The organism is Marinomonas aquiplantarum, from assembly GCF_003314975.1.
In the GTDB taxonomy this organism is placed as follows: domain Bacteria; phylum Pseudomonadota; class Gammaproteobacteria; order Pseudomonadales; family Marinomonadaceae; genus Marinomonas; species Marinomonas aquiplantarum.
Genome location: NZ_QNRF01000004.1, coordinates 183,071 through 199,453, shown reverse-complemented (window position 1 = coordinate 199,453; position 16,383 = coordinate 183,071). Strand labels below are relative to the sequence as shown.

General features: G+C 44.6%; 16 protein-coding genes. 12 read left to right on the top strand and 4 right to left on the bottom strand.

The features are described from left to right. Nucleotides 1–44: 44 nt before the first annotated feature. Nucleotides 45–2,297: an ATP-dependent Clp protease ATP-binding subunit ClpA gene (gene clpA / locus DFP76_RS09110; RefSeq protein WP_113874331.1), complete on the bottom strand. Its 2,253-nt coding sequence runs from the start codon at nucleotides 2,295–2,297 to the stop codon at nucleotides 45–47. 20 nt (nucleotides 2,298–2,317) lie between these two features. Continuing rightward, on the bottom strand, nucleotides 2,318–2,665 hold the full coding sequence (gene clpS / locus DFP76_RS09105; RefSeq protein ID WP_013795498.1) for an ATP-dependent Clp protease adapter ClpS: 348 nt from the start codon (nucleotides 2,663–2,665) through the stop codon (nucleotides 2,318–2,320). Nucleotides 2,666–2,978: 313 nt separating this feature from the next. Here clpS and DFP76_RS09100 point away from each other — a divergent pair, with 313 nt between their 5' ends. From DFP76_RS09100 to DFP76_RS09060, 9 genes are all read left to right on the top strand, one after another. Next, complete coding sequence (locus DFP76_RS09100; RefSeq protein WP_113874330.1) at nucleotides 2,979–3,257, top strand: cold shock domain-containing protein; 279 nt, start codon at nucleotides 2,979–2,981, stop codon at nucleotides 3,255–3,257. A 124-nt stretch (nucleotides 3,258–3,381) separates the two neighbouring features. Continuing rightward, nucleotides 3,382–4,092, top strand: coding sequence for a pseudouridine synthase (locus tag DFP76_RS09095; protein ID WP_113874329.1), 711 nt, complete (start codon nucleotides 3,382–3,384; stop codon nucleotides 4,090–4,092). Continuing rightward, nucleotides 4,028–4,423, top strand: a complete 396-nt coding sequence (locus tag DFP76_RS09090) for an NUDIX domain-containing protein (protein ID WP_113874328.1) — start codon at nucleotides 4,028–4,030, stop codon at nucleotides 4,421–4,423. Before DFP76_RS09095 ends, DFP76_RS09090 begins: the two co-directional genes overlap by 65 nt. Before the next feature lie 123 nt (nucleotides 4,424–4,546). Then, nucleotides 4,547–5,668 (top strand): tRNA 2-thiouridine(34) synthase MnmA, encoded by a 1,122-nt coding sequence (mnmA, locus tag DFP76_RS09085; protein ID WP_113874327.1) that lies wholly within the window; start codon nucleotides 4,547–4,549, stop codon nucleotides 5,666–5,668. A 66-nt stretch (nucleotides 5,669–5,734) separates the two neighbouring features. After that, a complete protein-coding gene (hflD, locus tag DFP76_RS09080; RefSeq protein ID WP_113874326.1) occupies nucleotides 5,735–6,364 on the top strand; it encodes a high frequency lysogenization protein HflD in 630 nt (209 codons plus the stop codon). A 222-nt stretch (nucleotides 6,365–6,586) separates the two neighbouring features. Continuing rightward, nucleotides 6,587–8,806 (top strand): NADP-dependent isocitrate dehydrogenase, encoded by a 2,220-nt coding sequence (locus tag DFP76_RS09075; protein ID WP_113874325.1) that lies wholly within the window; start codon nucleotides 6,587–6,589, stop codon nucleotides 8,804–8,806. A 153-nt stretch (nucleotides 8,807–8,959) separates the two neighbouring features. Continuing rightward, entirely contained in the window at nucleotides 8,960–10,333 is a 1,374-nt protein-coding gene (purB, locus tag DFP76_RS09070; protein WP_113874324.1) for an adenylosuccinate lyase, read from the top strand. A gap of 93 nt (nucleotides 10,334–10,426) precedes the next feature. Continuing rightward, nucleotides 10,427–11,638 carry a cupin domain-containing protein gene (locus tag DFP76_RS09065; protein ID WP_113874323.1) on the top strand — a complete coding sequence of 404 codons (1,212 nt, stop codon included), beginning with the start codon at nucleotides 10,427–10,429 and terminating at the stop codon, nucleotides 11,636–11,638. Further along, nucleotides 11,635–12,051, top strand: coding sequence for a GNAT family N-acetyltransferase (locus DFP76_RS09060; RefSeq protein WP_113874322.1), 417 nt, complete (start codon nucleotides 11,635–11,637; stop codon nucleotides 12,049–12,051). The genes DFP76_RS09065 and DFP76_RS09060 overlap by 4 nt, the downstream gene beginning before the upstream one ends. Before the next feature lie 102 nt (nucleotides 12,052–12,153). Here the strand turns inward: DFP76_RS09060 and DFP76_RS09055 are convergent, their stop codons facing one another. Beyond that, a complete protein-coding gene (locus DFP76_RS09055; protein ID WP_113874321.1) occupies nucleotides 12,154–12,774 on the bottom strand; it encodes an FKBP-type peptidyl-prolyl cis-trans isomerase in 621 nt (206 codons plus the stop codon). A gap of 179 nt (nucleotides 12,775–12,953) precedes the next feature. Between DFP76_RS09055 and DFP76_RS09050 the strand changes: the two genes are divergently transcribed. The 3 genes from DFP76_RS09050 (at nucleotide 12,954) to DFP76_RS09040 (ending at nucleotide 15,722) form a co-directional block, all read left to right on the top strand. After that, a complete protein-coding gene (locus DFP76_RS09050) occupies nucleotides 12,954–13,175 on the top strand; it encodes a hypothetical protein (RefSeq protein ID WP_113874320.1) in 222 nt (73 codons plus the stop codon). Between the two features lie 52 nt (nucleotides 13,176–13,227). Further along, on the top strand, nucleotides 13,228–13,710 hold the full coding sequence (locus DFP76_RS09045) for a universal stress protein (protein ID WP_113874319.1): 483 nt from the start codon (nucleotides 13,228–13,230) through the stop codon (nucleotides 13,708–13,710). Nucleotides 13,711–13,778: 68 nt separating this feature from the next. Then, nucleotides 13,779–15,722 carry a DNA topoisomerase III gene (locus DFP76_RS09040; protein WP_113874318.1) on the top strand — a complete coding sequence of 648 codons (1,944 nt, stop codon included), beginning with the start codon at nucleotides 13,779–13,781 and terminating at the stop codon, nucleotides 15,720–15,722. 11 nt (nucleotides 15,723–15,733) lie between these two features. On the opposite strand, the gene DFP76_RS09035 is transcribed toward DFP76_RS09040, so the two are convergent. After that, nucleotides 15,734–16,351 (bottom strand): LysE family translocator, encoded by a 618-nt coding sequence (locus tag DFP76_RS09035; RefSeq protein ID WP_181799812.1) that lies wholly within the window; start codon nucleotides 16,349–16,351, stop codon nucleotides 15,734–15,736. Nucleotides 16,352–16,383: the final 32 nt, after the last annotated feature.

Sequence of the window (16,383 nt, the reverse complement as noted above, 5' to 3'; positions counted from 1 at the left end):
TAGGACTGTGGTTTTTTTTGGTCTAACAAAAAACATTAAGGCAATTAATGGACAACGGCTTCCTTGATGACGTCAAATTTCAACTCATCTTTCTTTTCATCTAAGGTCACTTTAACCGTACCACCTTCGCTCAGGTCACCAAACAATATCTGATCAGCCAGCGGCTTCTTCAGATGCTCCTGAATGACTCTGGCCATTGGTCGAGCCCCCATTTGTCTATCATAGCCCTTGTGGGCCAACCAGCCTCGTGCTGTATCGGAGACATCCAGCAAGACACCTTTTGGATCTAACTGCGCCTGAAGCTCCACAAGGAACTTATCGACCACATTGAAGATAATGCGCTCGTCCAACTGCTGGAACTGAATAACAGCATCGAGACGGTTTCTAAACTCCGGTGTGAAGGTTCGGTTGATCACCTCCATACCATCAGTCGAATTATCTTGGTTAGAGAAACCAATAGAGCGACGAGCCAATTCCTCTGCCCCTGCATTTGACGTCATGATCAAAATCACATTACGGAAGTCCGCTTTTCGACCATTGTTATCCGTCAAAGTACCATGGTCCATCACTTGTAAAAGCAAGTTAAAGACTTCAGGGTGAGCTTTCTCAATCTCATCTAGCAAAACAACACTGTGTGGGTTCTTAGTCACCGCTTCCGTTAGCAAACCGCCTTGATCAAAGCCCACATAACCTGGTGGCGCACCGATCAAACGGGATACCGCGTGACGCTCCATGTACTCAGACATGTCGAAACGAATCAACTCAAGACCTAATTGCTTGGCCAACTGTTTGGTCACCTCAGTCTTACCGACCCCAGTAGGACCAGCCATCAAGAAGGAACCAATTGGCTTCTGCTCTGCTTTTAAACCAGCACGAGACAACTTGATCGCGGAGGACAACGAATCAATAGCATTGTCCTGTCCAAACACCACCATTTTCAAATTGCGCTCTAGATTAGACAACACTTGTCTATCATCTGAATTCACCGCTTTCACAGGCACGCGCGCTATTTTCGAGACAATGTCTTCTATGTCTGCCACGGTAATCGAAGCTTTGCGTTTGTCTTCTGGTTGTAAGCGCTGATATGCACCAGCTTCATCCACCACATCAATAGCTTTGTCAGGCATATGACGATCTGTCACATAGCGCTGAGCGAGCTCCGCCGCCGCCAACAAAGCGGGTTCTTCGTATTTGATTTGGTGATGCTCTTCAAACGCACCAATAATACCTTTGAGGATTTGATAAGTATCATCCACACTTGGCTCGTTCACATCAATTTTCTGGAAACGACGGGCCAAAGCATGATCTTTTTCAAACACGCCACGGAACTCTTGGAAGGTTGTTGAGCCAATGCAGCGCAATCCACCTGAACTCAATACAGGTTTCAGTAGATTCGAGGCATCCATCACGCCACCTGACGCCGCGCCAGCTCCGATAATGGTGTGTATCTCATCGATAAACAGAATGGCGTTAGGCAGCTTCTTCAACTCACCGAGCAATTGCTTCAAGCGCTTCTCAAAGTCACCGCGATATTTTGTTCCAGCCAGCAAAGCCCCTAGATCGAGCGAGTAAACTACCCCGTCAGCAATCACATCAGGCACTTGCCCGTCCACAATGCGCTTCGCCAACCCTTCAGCAATGGCTGTTTTACCAACCCCAGACTCACCAACAAGCAAAGGGTTATTTTTTCGGCGGCGGGATAGAGTCTGAATAACGCGCTCAACTTCGTATTCCCGACCAATCAATTTATCAATTTTGCCGTTTTTGGCTTCTTCATTCAGATTTAAAGCAAATTTCTGCAAGGGTGCCGTACTGGTGTCTTCTGCATCGTCTTCTTGATCCACTTCTTCAGAAGAATCACCTAATTTGGAAATGCCGTGAGCCACGTAATTGACCACATCAATTCGAGCAACCCCATGACGCTTCAACAGATAAACAGTTTGACTCTCTTGTTCACTGAAAATTGCCACGAGCACATTGGCACCCGTTACTTCACGCTTTCCTGAGGATTGAACATGGAAAACGGCTCTTTGGAGGACACGCTGAAAACCCAGCGTTGGCTGAACCTCTCGCTCTTCATCATCTTCAGGGATCAAGGGAGTGGTGCTGTCGACAAACTCTTCGAGTTCTTTACTCAACGTCTCTAAATTCACGCCACAAGCCTTTAACACACTAGAAGCGGCACCATTTTCAATAAGTGCTAGCAACAAGTGCTCTACCGTCATAAATTCATGACGCTTGTCTCGGGCCGCTTTAAAAGCTGTATTCAGGGTTTGCTCTAGTTCTTTATCTAACATTGCTATTCCCTCTCTCTGAATCAGTCAACCTTTTGTAGGTCGCACATTAAGGGGTGCTCGTTTTGCTCTACGAACTGTTGAACCATTGCCACTTTCGTTTCCGCAATATCAAAAGGATAAATGCCGCAGACACCTTTCCCCTTGGTATGCACTTCTAACATTACCTGATTAGCTTTCTCTCCATCCATTGAAAAAAAACGCTGTAATACAAATACGACAAAGTCCATTGGCGTATAGTCATCATTAAATAACACCACCTGATACATGGACGGTGGTTTTAATTCTGTTTCTTCTGGCGCAATCGCTATACCAGAGTGACCATGCTGCTCATCTTCTGATGTTAGTCTAATTTGCTGATTTACAATCATTCTATGCCTCTGAGGCTACAATTTTTCACGTAATTTGCCAAATTTGACTCATTACCACTTATTTACGCTACACATTCGCACTTGGATTTTACAAATCCCAAAACGGCTTCTACGCTCATTATTAGGGTAACTAAAAGTGCAATCAATGCTTATTGAGGTTGATTTTAACACTGTTTAACAAAAAACAGTTTGCACTTATTTAGCATTCTACCCTAAACAGATAACGCTGAAGCAGCCAAAAGCTCGAGCCCTAAGGCATGCCGACGCAATTTTTAACATCGATTTAATATCTTGAGTGGATAAGGAGTGACTCATGCATCATGGATCCGTAAAGTGGTTCAACAATGCGAAAGGCTATGGCTTTATTGTGTCTGAGGATTTTAATGAAGACTTATTTATTCATTATTCCGCCATTAATGTTGAAGGCTATAAAACCTTAAAAGCAGGCCAGGCTGTCACCTTTGATGTTGAGCCAGGAGAGCGCGGCTTGCACGCAATTGACATAACCCCCATCTCAACGGACGTGGACAATAAGCCTCCAGAAAATGAGAGTGTAAAAGAAGAACACAAAAAGGAAGCTCACCCCGCCTAAACTACGCTGCCATTTCCATCGTCGATATTTGGGGCCGATTTTGATATCTTACTTCCTTTCAACAGAAGTAAGATATTTCCCTTTGCCTTCTATATCACTGATATAAGCGAATCTTTAGCCCAATATGCCAAGCCATTTAATTAGATTTAATAAACCCTTCCAAGTATTAAGCCAATTTACCTCTGAAGACGATAAAATGGCGCTATCCAGTTTTATTGACGTTCCAGATTTTTACTCAGCGGGACGCTTAGACTATGATTCAGAAGGTTTGTTGTTACTGACCAACCAAGGCCCCCTGCAGCACCTTATCGCATCACCAAAATTCAAAATGCCTAAAACCTATTGGGTACAAGTCGAGGGTGACATTTCAGACCAAGCACTTGAACAACTGAGACACGGTGTTGAACTAAAAGATGGCCTCACTAAACCCGCTCAAGCCAAGCGTATGACGACGCCCGACATTTGGTCTCGAACCCCTCCGGTAAGAGAGCGTAAAAACATCCCAACAAGCTGGCTTAGTCTGCAAATACACGAAGGAAAAAACCGCCAAGTTCGACGTATGACTGCGGCGGTTGGATTCCCTACCCTAAGATTAATTCGCTACGCTATCGGCCCATACACACTCGACGACCTAGCCCCTGGAGAATGGCAATACACGGATACCACTAGCGAATTGCAATATGAGGTTAATCAGTTTGAGCAACAAAGAAAGAAACAGGCTACCACACCTAACCGTCGCGGCCCTCGTCCAGAAAGACCAAAAGTATCTCATGGTAAAAGAGTGGCAAGACAACCAGGTCGTACTCAATCAACCAGCAGGGCACGTCGAAAATAACGAGGACGTATTACAAGCGGTGATCCGTGAAACACAAGAAGAATCTGGCTGGTTAGTGGAACCGATTGGGCTAGTCGGTTTATACGCGTTTACCCCCTACAAAGGCGCCGACACCTATCATCGACTGTGCATCTTATGCCGCCCAGTCCAATACATCAGTGATCAATTGGACGACGACATTATCTCGTCACACTGGCTTAGCTGGGAAGAGATACAAAGCTTCCCTCATCGCAGCCCACTCATTAATGCCTGTATTGAAGATGCACAAAACAACCCCACATTGCCTTTAACCTTTTTATCCAAGCAATTTTTAACGCCAGCAAATAGTTAAAAAGATAGGAATAAGCCGTCAATATCTTTGCGCTATTCGCATCCATGGAAATGAAAATGGTACAATCTTCGCCAATAAATGTATTTGAGGCCAAGCCTCTCTAACAATGAGAATAGAGAAAGAATGAACGACAGCTCCCTTGTGAACAACACAAACAGCGCCCAAAAAGTCATCGTCGGTATGTCAGGCGGTGTTGACTCCTCTGTATCAGCTTTAATCTTAATGCAGCAGGGTTATCAGGTTGAAGGCCTGTTCATGAAGAACTGGGATGAAGATGACGGCACAGAATACTGCACCGCCAAAGAAGATTTAGCCGACGCTCAAGCCGTCTGCGATAAGTTAGGCATCAAACTTCATACTGCCAACTTTGCTGCTGAGTACTGGGACAATGTCTTTGAACACTTCTTGGCCGAATACAAAGCAGGCCGAACGCCTAACCCAGACATCTTGTGCAACAAAGAAATCAAATTCAAAGCCTTCCTTGAATACGCTGTCGCTTTGGGCGCTGATTTCATCGCCACAGGTCATTATGTTCGTCGCGGCGAGCAAAATGGCGAGCCAGTCTTGCTAAAAGGTTTAGACAACAATAAAGATCAAAGCTACTTTTTACACGCGGTAGGAAAAGACGAAATTGCTAAATCTCTTTTCCCTGTAGGCGAATTAGAAAAACCAGAAGTACGTCGTTTAGCAGAAGAACACGACCTAATCACCCACAACAAAAAAGACAGCACTGGTATTTGCTTCATCGGCGAACGTCGCTTCAAAGACTTTCTTGAACAATATTTGCCCGCCCAACCCGGCGACATCGAAACACTTGAGGGCGATAAAATTGGCCGCCACCACGGTTTGATGTACCACACAATTGGTCAGCGTCAAGGTTTGGGAATTGGTGGTTTGGCAAACTACTCGGATGACCCTTGGTACGTAGTGGAAAAAGATTTAGAGCGCAATGTACTTATGGTGACTCAAGGGGGCCAGCATGAGTCACTTTTTAAAACTCATTTAATTGCCGATAACTTTGATTGGGTAGCGCGTGAAAAACCAAACTTCCCACTGACCTGTAAAGCAAAATGTCGTTACCGTCAGCCAGACCAAGAATGTACGCTTAGCGAATTAGCCGATGGCCGTATAGAAGTGTCGTTTAAAGAACCACAAAGAGCCATCACTCCTGGCCAGTCCGTGGTATTTTATCTAGACGATGTCTGCTTAGGCGGCGGCATCATTAACATTGCTTTTAATAAATAGCCCTGAGTTCAAAACGCTTTAATTTCATTACCGGATAACACGCAAAATAGAAAAAGAGTAGATAACGTGAGTAACAGAGAAAAAGAGCAAACCATTGCCCTATCTGCCGTTTTCCAAGCTGCGGAGTTGGTCGCCAATCTAGCTAAGACAGGTCAAGCAGACAAGACCTATCTGCAACCCTTAATCGACAGTGTGTTGATGCTCAATGCAGATCAAACCGAAGACATCTATGGTGGTCAGTGGGATTGTCAAAGCAACCTAGCGATTGGTCGCAAGATTACCAAACAAGCGCTGGGTAAAGACCGTAACAGCGTGAACCCTGATACCTTAAGATACACTCTGAGTTTGATTCATCTTGAAAATAAATTGGCAAAGCACCCTGAGATGTTGTCCCAAATTGGTCAGCAAATCACTCAGATCGCGGGTAAAAAAGAGCATTATGATTCGGTGTTACACGAAAACATCATGGCCTCCATCTCCGGCATGTATCAGGACACCCTCAGTAAATTGCCATTTCGAATTCAAGTGCATGGTGACAGTCGCTTTTTACAGCAGGCCCACGTTGCCAACCAAGTTCGCGCTATTCTGATGGCTGGCGTCAGAGCCGCAATGTTATGGCGTCAATTAGGCGGTAAACGCTGGCATCTTATTTTTAAACGAAAAGCCCTGTTGAACGCATTAGATTCACGCAGTTAATTATTAAAAAAGGTCGCAAAGACCTTTTTTAATGCGCAAAAATACACAAGAATAACTTGCGTTAATTACGAGTATAGTTTGCAACCGATATCTCTGAATGCATTTTTTCGTTAGTATGTCGGGCAAATTTTTAACCATCTCAGTTTTGTTAAAATTAGGAATGGCGGGTAAAAGTCATCTTCGATCCAATGGGCATAACGCCTGAAATGTTAGGGGAATTACATGTCGAAACAAACCATCTACTACACGTTGACCGATGAAGCACCAGCATTAGCAACATCGTCTTTGCTGCCAATTTTTGGCACTTTCGCAAAAGAAGCAGACATCGAGCTAGAATTAACAGATATCTCTTTAGCAAGCCGTATCATCGCTGCTTTTTCTGATACTTTACCAGCTGACAAACAAGCTCCTGATGGCCTTAAATTTCTAGGTAAACTTACCGCTTCTCCAGAAGCAAACATCGTAAAGCTGCCTAACATCAGTGCCTCTTTGCCTCAGCTAAACGCAGCAATCAAAGAATTGAATGCACAAGGTTACGACCTTCCTGAGTACCCAGAGAATCCAACCACTGACGCCGAAAAAGACGCTCAAGCACGTTACGCTAAAGTACTTGGTAGTGCCGTTAACCCAGTTCTTCGTCAAGGTAACTCAGACCGTCGCGCACCTGCTGCCGTAAAAGGTTTTGCTCGCAAAAACCCTCATTCAATGGGCAAATGGAAGAAAACATCAACTTCTCACGCTGATTACATGCGTGGCGGCGACTTCTTCTCTTCTGAACAATCCATCACTATGGAAAAAGACCAAACTGTTCGCATCGAATTTGTTGGTCAAGACGGTTCCGTTGAAGTGAAGAAAACTCTGCCTTTGATTGCTGGAGAAGTACTAGACAGCATGAACATGAGCAGCAAGAAACTACGCGCTTTCTTTGAAGACACTCTACAAGATGCCAAAGAAAACGACATCATGTGGTCTCTTCACGTAAAAGCGACCATGATGAAGGTATCTCACCCAATCGTATTTGGTCATGCTGTAACAGTTTTCTACAAAGACGTATTTGAAAAATACGGTGAACTTTTCAAAGAAATCGGTGTTAACCCAAATAACGGTCTAGGCAGTGTTTACGACAAAATCAAAACACTTCCAGAAGCACAACAAGAAGAAATCAAACAAGCGATCCAAGACGTCTACAACTCACGCCCAGAGCTTGCGATGGTAGATTCTGATAAAGGCATTACTAACCTTCACGTACCAAGTGACGTAATCGTCGATGCTTCTATGCCTGCGATGATTCGTAACTCTGGTAAAATGTGGGGCCGTGACGGTAAAGCTCACGACGCGAAAGCGGTCATGCCAGAAAGTACTTACGCGCGTATTTACCAAGAAGTTATTAACTTCTGTAAGACCAACGGTGCATTTGATCCAGTTACCATGGGGACTGTGCCAAACGTTGGTTTGATGGCGCAAAAAGCGGAAGAATACGGTTCACACGATAAGACATTTGAACTGCCAGCAAACGGCACCATGCGCGTTGTTGATGAGCAAGGCAATGTGTTGATGCAACATGACGTTGAACAAGGTGATATTTGGCGTGCTTGTCAAACCAAAGACGCACCAATCCGTGACTGGGTGAAATTGGGTGTGACGCGTGCACGTCAATCAAACACACCAGCTGTCTTCTGGCTAGAAGAAGAACGTGCTCACGATGCGCAATTACGTAAAAAAGTTGAGAAGTACCTACAAGAACACGATCTTGAAGGTCTAGATATTCGCATCATGCCTTACAACGAAGCAATCCGTTTCTCAATGGAACGTATTGTACGTGGCCTAGACACCATTTCTGTGACTGGTAACGTATTACGTGATTACCTAACCGATTTGTTCCCAATCATGGAATTGGGCACCTCTGCGAAAATGTTGTCTATCGTACCAATGCTAAATGGCGGTGGTATGTATGAAACAGGCGCGGGTGGTTCAGCACCAAAACACGTTCAACAATTGATGGAAGAAAACCACTTACGTTGGGATTCTCTAGGTGAATTCTTAGCAGTCGCCGTATCTTTCGAAGAGCTTGGTATCAAACACGGCAACGAGAAAGCAAAAATCTTGGCAAGCTGCCTAGACAAAGCAACTGGTAAATTGTTGGATACCAACAAGTCACCATCTCGTAAAACAGGTGAAATCGACAACCGTGGTAGCCACTTCTATTTGGCCATGTATTGGGCACAAGAATTGGCTGCACAAACAGACGATGCCGCTCTGGCTGCGAAATTCGCTCCATTAGCAAAACAGCTAACAGACAATGAAGCGAAAATTGTTGCGGAATTGGCGGAAGTACAAGGTAAACCTGCGAACTTGTCTGGTTACTACCACATGAACTTAGACGAAGTTGCTAAGATCATGCGTCCGAGTGCAACCTTCAATCAAGCGTTGGCGTCACTATAAGTTTTCGCTAACCGCGTAATACCAAGCCCTGTATTGTCGAAATGACAATACAGGGCTTTTTTATGCCTAACCTCGCCTCATATCCCTGTATTACCGTCTTGCTTTTGCCTATAATAGCCGCTCCCTGAAAACCATGTTCGAGGCGTTATCTCAATGGAATTAACTAGCTTAAATGCGATTTCCCCTATCGACGGTCGTTACGGATCGAAAACCAACGTACTGCGTCGCTCAGTCAGCGAGTACGGTTTACTGCGTATGCGAGTCATCGTTGAAGTTCGCTGGCTACAAGCTCTTGCTAACCACCCACAAGTTACTGAAGTACCGGCTCTTAGTGAGTCAGCCAATGCCGTTTTAAATCAACTGGCCGATAGCTTCAGTGAAGCTGATGCTCAAGCAATTAAAGACATTGAGAAAACCACCAACCACGATGTCAAAGCGGTTGAATACTTCATCAAGAGCAAAATGGCTGACAATGCCGAATTGGCGGCCATTTCTGAGTTTGTACACTTTGCTTGTACATCTGAGGACATCAACAACTTATCTCATGCCTTGATGTTGCGTGAAGCTTTGGAGGAAGGCATTACTCCAGAACTGAAAAACGTCATCACAGCCATTGAGAATTTGGCGATTGAGCACGCTGAACAACCTATGTTGTCTCGAACTCACGGCCAAACCGCTTCGCCTTCAACAGTAGGTAAAGAAATGGCGAACGTGGCGGCTCGTCTAAGTCGTCAGTTGAAACAAATCGAGCAGGTAGAATTTTTAGGCAAAATCAACGGTGCGGTCGGTAACTACAACGCCCACCTTTCAGCTTACCCTGACGTTGATTGGCAAGCGCATGCAGAAGCCTTTGTGACCTCTTTGGGATTGTCTTGGAACCCTTACACAACTCAGATCGAACCACATGATTACATCGCAGAGTTGTACGATGCTATTAGCCGTTTCAATACCATCTTGATCGACTTTGATCGCGATGTTTGGGGCTACATTTCCATGGGCTTCTTCAAGCAAAAAACCATTGCAGGTGAAATTGGTTCTTCTACCATGCCGCATAAAGTTAACCCAATTGACTTCGAAAACTCAGAAGGCAACTTGGGCATTGCCAATGCCATCATGAATCATTTGAGCGCTAAACTGCCAATTTCTCGTTGGCAACGCGACCTAACCGACTCGACGGTATTGCGTAATCTTGGCGTCGGTTTAGCACACAGCTTAATCGCTTACCAAGCGACGTTAAAAGGCATTAGCAAGCTAGAAATCAATGCGCCTCGCCTAGAGCAAGACCTAGATGCCGCATGGGAAGTATTGGCCGAGCCAATCCAAACTGTGATGCGCCGTTACGGTATCGAGTCACCTTATGAAAAACTAAAAGAGCTGACTCGTGGCCGCACAATTGACCAAGCTACGATCGAAGCGTTCGTTGATACTCTGACACTTCCAGAACAAGCGAAAGATGAACTCAAAGCACTTACACCAAGTACTTACATTGGTAATGCTGTCGCTCAAGCCAAAGCCATTCGCGGCTAAGGAAACGACATTGAGTTAAGAGAAAAAGGGCCGATTTATCGGCTCTTTTTTGTCTCTAATAACAGATTATTATTCATTCTAATGAGCAACAATATGATTGACCTTCATTCTCCATTGTCTATTTTGGGTGGCATGACAGCGCACACTTTTATCACTGAATATTGGCAGAAGAAACCTCTGCTGATTCGTGCTGGTCTCGCGGATTTCACGCCACCACTTGACGCCAATGAACTGGCTGGCATGGCCATGGAAGAAGAAGTTGAATCACGTATTGTCATTGAGCATGGTGATCGCCCTTGGGCATTACAACAAGGCCCATTTGATGAAGAACACTTTACTCAGTTACCGGAGAAAGAATGGACTTTACTGGTGCAAGCGGTTGATCATTGGGTGCCAGAGATCCAAGCTTTAAAAGAGCAATTCCAGTTTTTACCGAGCTGGCGATTAGACGATGTCATGGTCAGCTACGCCACTGAAGGCGGTAGCGTTGGACCACATTACGATCAATACGATGTCTTTCTTGTACAAGTCTCCGGTAAACGCCGCTGGCAAGTCTTAGGGCCCGACAGTTATCAAGACTCAGCTTTGGCCAATATTGACTTACACATCTTAGATAACTTCCAAGCTGATCCTGAGATGGATTGGACATTAGAGGCTGGCGACATTTTGTATTTGCCGCCCAACTTTGCTCATAATGGCCGAGCGCTTGACGATGACTGCATGACCTATTCCATTGGTTTTAGAGCACCGAGTCTACAAGATGCGCTAACCGGCATACGCGATAAACTCTGTGAAAGCATCAATGAAAAAAGCCGTTTTTCAGCCCCCGAACCAGAGCAAAGAGCACACAGTGCGGAAATTCATCAGGACGATATTCGCTACTTACAAGAGGAGTTAAATCGCTTATTACAACAACCTGATCTCTTGGCTGAATGGCTCGGCGACACCATGAGCGAAAGCAAATATCCTGAATACTTATCACCATTGAACCAAGCTGAACAAGATCAAGCTTTCTCTTCCGCCAAACAAGGAAAGACCTTTATCCGTCCTGGTGATGCTCGTATTTGCTATTATCGACAAGCCAATACGACTGACGCCATTAAAGTATTTTGCAATGGCGAACACATCATAGTAGCTCAAACATTAACCACGTTTGTTCAAGCGATTTGCGATCAGAGCGAATTTGATTTTTCTGGGTTAGACTTATCTCAACATGAGGATCTAGAACCTCTTGTTCGTTTCCTAATGGGTCAGCAAGGACTGATTGAACTTACCGCACCAGAACCTGAAGAGGACGAGGAATGAACATCCTAACGTCTGATTGGAACAGCAGCAAAGAACAACTTAAATTCGTTCGCACCCAAGTCTTTATCATCGAGCAAGGTATAGACCCGATTGATGAATGGGATGATGAAGATCAATACGCTGTACACTTTGTCTCTTTTGGCACTACTGCTGTGCCGACTGGTACCTGCCGCTTAACTGAAAAAGGCCAAATTGGTCGACTGGCCGTTTTACCTGCTTATCGACATCAAGGCTATGGGGAACGTCTACTACGAAAAGCGGTTCAAGTGGCAAGAGAAATGGGAATTCAAACTGTATTTTTAAATGCACAAGTAGAAGTACAAAGCTTTTATGAAAAGCAAAACTTTCGCTCAGACGGCAAAGTCTTTTTAGAAGCAGGAAAACTTCACGTGCGTATGGAAAGAAGTATATAAATAAGGCCTATTCATAGGCTTAAAACAATCGATATTGCTATAAAAAATGAGCAAAAAAAAAGCGAGCCACTTGGGCTCGCTTTCATACAACCAATCTAACGATTAAACAATCGCGATCAATTCAACATCAAACTGAAGAACAGAATGAGGTTTGATCATAGCGCCAGCACCTTGTGCGCCGTAAGCCAATTCAGCTGGGATAGTAAGACGGTATTTAGCACCTTCTTTCATCAACTGTAGACCTTCAGTCCAACCGGAAATCACGCCAGTTAGTGGGAACTCAATCGGCTCACCACGAGCAATAGAGCTATCAAAAACTTGGCCGTCAGTTAATCGACCTTCGTAATGAACGCGAACCGTCGCATCACCACTTGGCACGTTACCTGTACCTTCTTCAAGTACTTCGTACTGTAAACCTGATTCAGTTACCTGAATACCTTCTTTCGCTTTGTTTTCTGCTAGGAAAGCTTCACCCGCTGCAATGTTTTCTTCAGAAGCAGCACGGCTTTTCTCTTCCATTTTTTGTTGAAGTTCAGCAAATGCCGCTTCCAACTCAGCACCAGGAACACGCATTTCAGCATTGTTCAAAGCGTCTTCAATCGCAGCGAACAAATGCGTTAAAGACAACTCACCTAGATCACTACCACGTAGCTGATCACCGATTTGACGACCAATGCCGTATGCAATTTTTGCTTCATTTGAGTCGAACGACAGTTCTGACATGTTTACACTCTCTTTTTATCGCTTAAAAAATTAGGCCGCCATCATAACATAGCCAAACCGCTTGGAACATGGCACAGCCCCCTCCGTCAGCAGTTGAAAATAGTTATCACAGAGATAGCTTTTTTAAATGATATTGATTATCATTAATTAACTATAAACAGATACAGAAGGAGAATGTCATGAAGACGAAAGCCTTTGTTCCAGCAACCAAACTCAATAAACGCGATAGCAAAGCGACTGATTACTGGAGCATGTTGTTTATCAGCTTTATTTTTATCTCATCAATCAGCTGTTTTCTGTTTGCCAATCACGTCAACAAACCTAATACCTCCAGCGCTTCCAGCACATCACTCAAAATCAGTACACAAATAATTGATGCAGATCAGCAAAGAAAAAGCTAAAGAGACTAAGCTAAAAGGATCCGATCAAGGAACATAACAAGAGGGCCTTAATATGTTACCGAAAATCAACACGCTACTTTACGCTTGTGATCTAGAAAACCAAACTCAATCTGCGATTGAATTGGTTTTCAGTTTAGCGCTAACTCATCAGGCTAAAATCGTTTTAATGCACGTTATGGAACCACTCAACCCTCAAGCTGCAAGCATGATTCATAACTACATCAGTGACGATGTCTTAGAAACCATGCGCAATGAAGCCAATAGTGGCGTGCAACAACGCATGAATACCCTATTAAAAGAATTCATAGAACGTCATCAAGATGAGCTGAGCGAACTTACCATAGAACCAGAAACCCTTATTACTAGCGGTCTTCCAGCTGAAGCTATACAGCAGGCCGCCCAGCAACAGGGAGCAGATTTAATCATCATGAACAGTCGTACTCACAGTACCATTGGGCAAATGGTGTTAGGCTCAACTGCTAACAAAGTCATTCACTCCAGCGACATTCCCGTCATGGTTGTGCCAATAAAATAGCCAGATAGACTGGTCTTAATTTCGACTCTTAGTTACACTTACTGTATATATAAACAGTAAGTGTAACCATGATTCTTTATATTGCCGAAAAACCCAGCTTGGCACGAGCCATTGCCGCCGCCCTACCAGGTCCACAAAAAAAACAGGAAGGCTGTATTTGGTTGCCAAATGGCGACTGCATTAGTTGGTGCATTGGCCACTTATTAGAGCAGGCCGAACCTCACGTCTATAACCCCGCTTTTAAAGCATGGCAACTTGATCACTTGCCCATCATACCGAATGATTGGCAATGGCAAGAAAAAACCAACACCAAAAAGCAACTCAGTATTTTAAAAAAGTTAATTAAACAAGCTACACAGCTGGTCCACGCTGGTGACCCTGACCGCGAAGGTCAACTACTGGTTGACGAAGTCTTGCATTACACCAAGGTGCCCGCTCAGAAACTGCAACAAACTCAACGAGTCCTCATCAGCGACCTAACTCCAGCAGCGGTCAAAAAATCCTTACAGCAACTTAAATCCAATGCTGAATTCGCCGCCCTATCACGTTCTGCCTTAGCCAGAGCGAGAGCCGATTGGCTATTTGGCCTAAACCTAACACGCGCTTACACCATTAGAGGTCGTCAAGCAGGCTACCAGGGAGTTTTATCCATAGGTCGAGTGCAAACACCAGTACTCGGTTTAGTTGTGGCAAGAGATACGGAAAGAGAAAATTTTGTCGCTAAAAACTATTATCAAGTTTGGGCACAAATCACCACCCAGGAAGATCAGCACTTTCAAGCCAAATGGCTACCAAGTGATGCTTGTCGCCCCTACATGGATGAAGAAGGCCGAGTGCTTCATCGAGCCCTTGCAGAAAATGTTGCCTCACGAATCGCCAACCAACCCGCTGTTGTAACACAAGCAGATTACAAGCAAAAAAAGCAGCCACCGCCTTTACCTTATAATTTATCCTCATTGCAGATTGATGCTGCGAAAATTTTCGCTATGTCGGCACAGCAAGTATTAGACACCTGCCAAGCTTTGTATGAACGCCACCAGATCATTACTTATCCTAGGTCTGATTGTCGCTATTTACCGACCTTGCAACATAAAGACGCCAAAGCCATTATTAATGCTCTTAGTAAAGGTTCAGAAGCACTCGCTAACAGCGCGGAGAATGCCAACGCTAAACTTAAAAGCAAGGCGTGGAATGATAAACAAGTCACCGCCCATCACGCTATCATTCCAACATCACAAGCACATAAAGCCGCTTCGCTTAACAAAACCGAAAGCCAAATATTTGGTTTGATTGCACGTCAATATCTGATGCAGTTTTATCCAGACTATCAGTATCTTTCCACGCTTATTCAGCTCGATATCGCGGGAGGGAAATTTGAAGCAAAAGGCAGCACACCGGTATCGTTAGGTTGGCGTTCACTTCTTCCTGCTAAGAAAAAAACCGATCAAGAAGAAGATCAAGAACAACTGCCCAATGTAAAAAAAGAGGATTCCCTTTGGTGCAATCAAAGCATCATTAAAGATAAAGTGACCACGCCACCTGCCGCCTTCACGGACGCAACTTTGCTAGCGGCCATGACTGGTATTAGCCGCTTTGTTTCCGATAAAAACATCAAAGCCATCTTAAAAGAAACTGACGGCCTCGGCACAGATGCAACGCGTGCTGGCATTATTGAGATTTTATTTAAGCGAGGTTTTTTAATCAGGAAAGGCAAACAGATTCATGCCAGTCAAACAGGCCGAGCGTTTGCAGACACGTTACCTTCTCAATTAGTCACACCGGATATGACTGCGCAGTGGGAAGCTCAATTGAATGCCATGAGCTTAGGAGAGAGTCGCTATCAAGACTTTATGATTGGACTCACCGACAACCTAACAGAACTCTTAAATCAATCCAGAAGCGTCTCAACAGCGTCATTACAACACTTACCAGCACCGAAGAAGAAAGCGTTCAAAAAGCGCTCTGCCACCAGAAAGAGAACCCCGAAAAGCAAAGCCAAAAAGCCAGCTTAGCTGGCTCACCTTTAACCCGCTGCCAACCAAACACCAACACCAATCATTAAAGTGCCCGCAATGCGGTTCATAATGCGTACATTGCCGCTTTTCATAAGTAAGGATTTCAATGTTCGGCCGCCAGCTGCATATATGAGCAAACAGCTAAACTCTAATGTCAAAATGATAGTGATCAACACAACTAATTGGCTCGCTAATGGCTGATCAGCCACTAAGAAAGGCGGCAACAAGGCCACAAAAAAAGCCCAGCCTTTAGGGTTAGCAATCGCAGTAACAAAACCTTGAGACATTAACTCTTTACGTGATGCTGGGGTGCTGTCGTCATCTGTTTTGATGGCCATCTTCCCTTTAGACAACCACATTTGAACACCAATAAAGGCCAAATAAGCACCGCCTAGGTATTTAAGTACCATGAACACGCTTGGGTAATTCAGTAATAACGCCGCCACGCCAATGGCTGACAAGGTCGCGACAGTCGCAACGCCGACTAACTCACCAACCATCATCCATAATGCGCGTTTAATGCCAACCGTCATGCCCAGAGTCATGGCTAGCGTCATGCACATACCTGGTGTCACAGAAACAAAAAAGAATGTGGGGACAAAAGCAGAAAGTAAGGCCAGATTCACTGAGCGGATCCTTTTAAAATAAAAACAAAGCG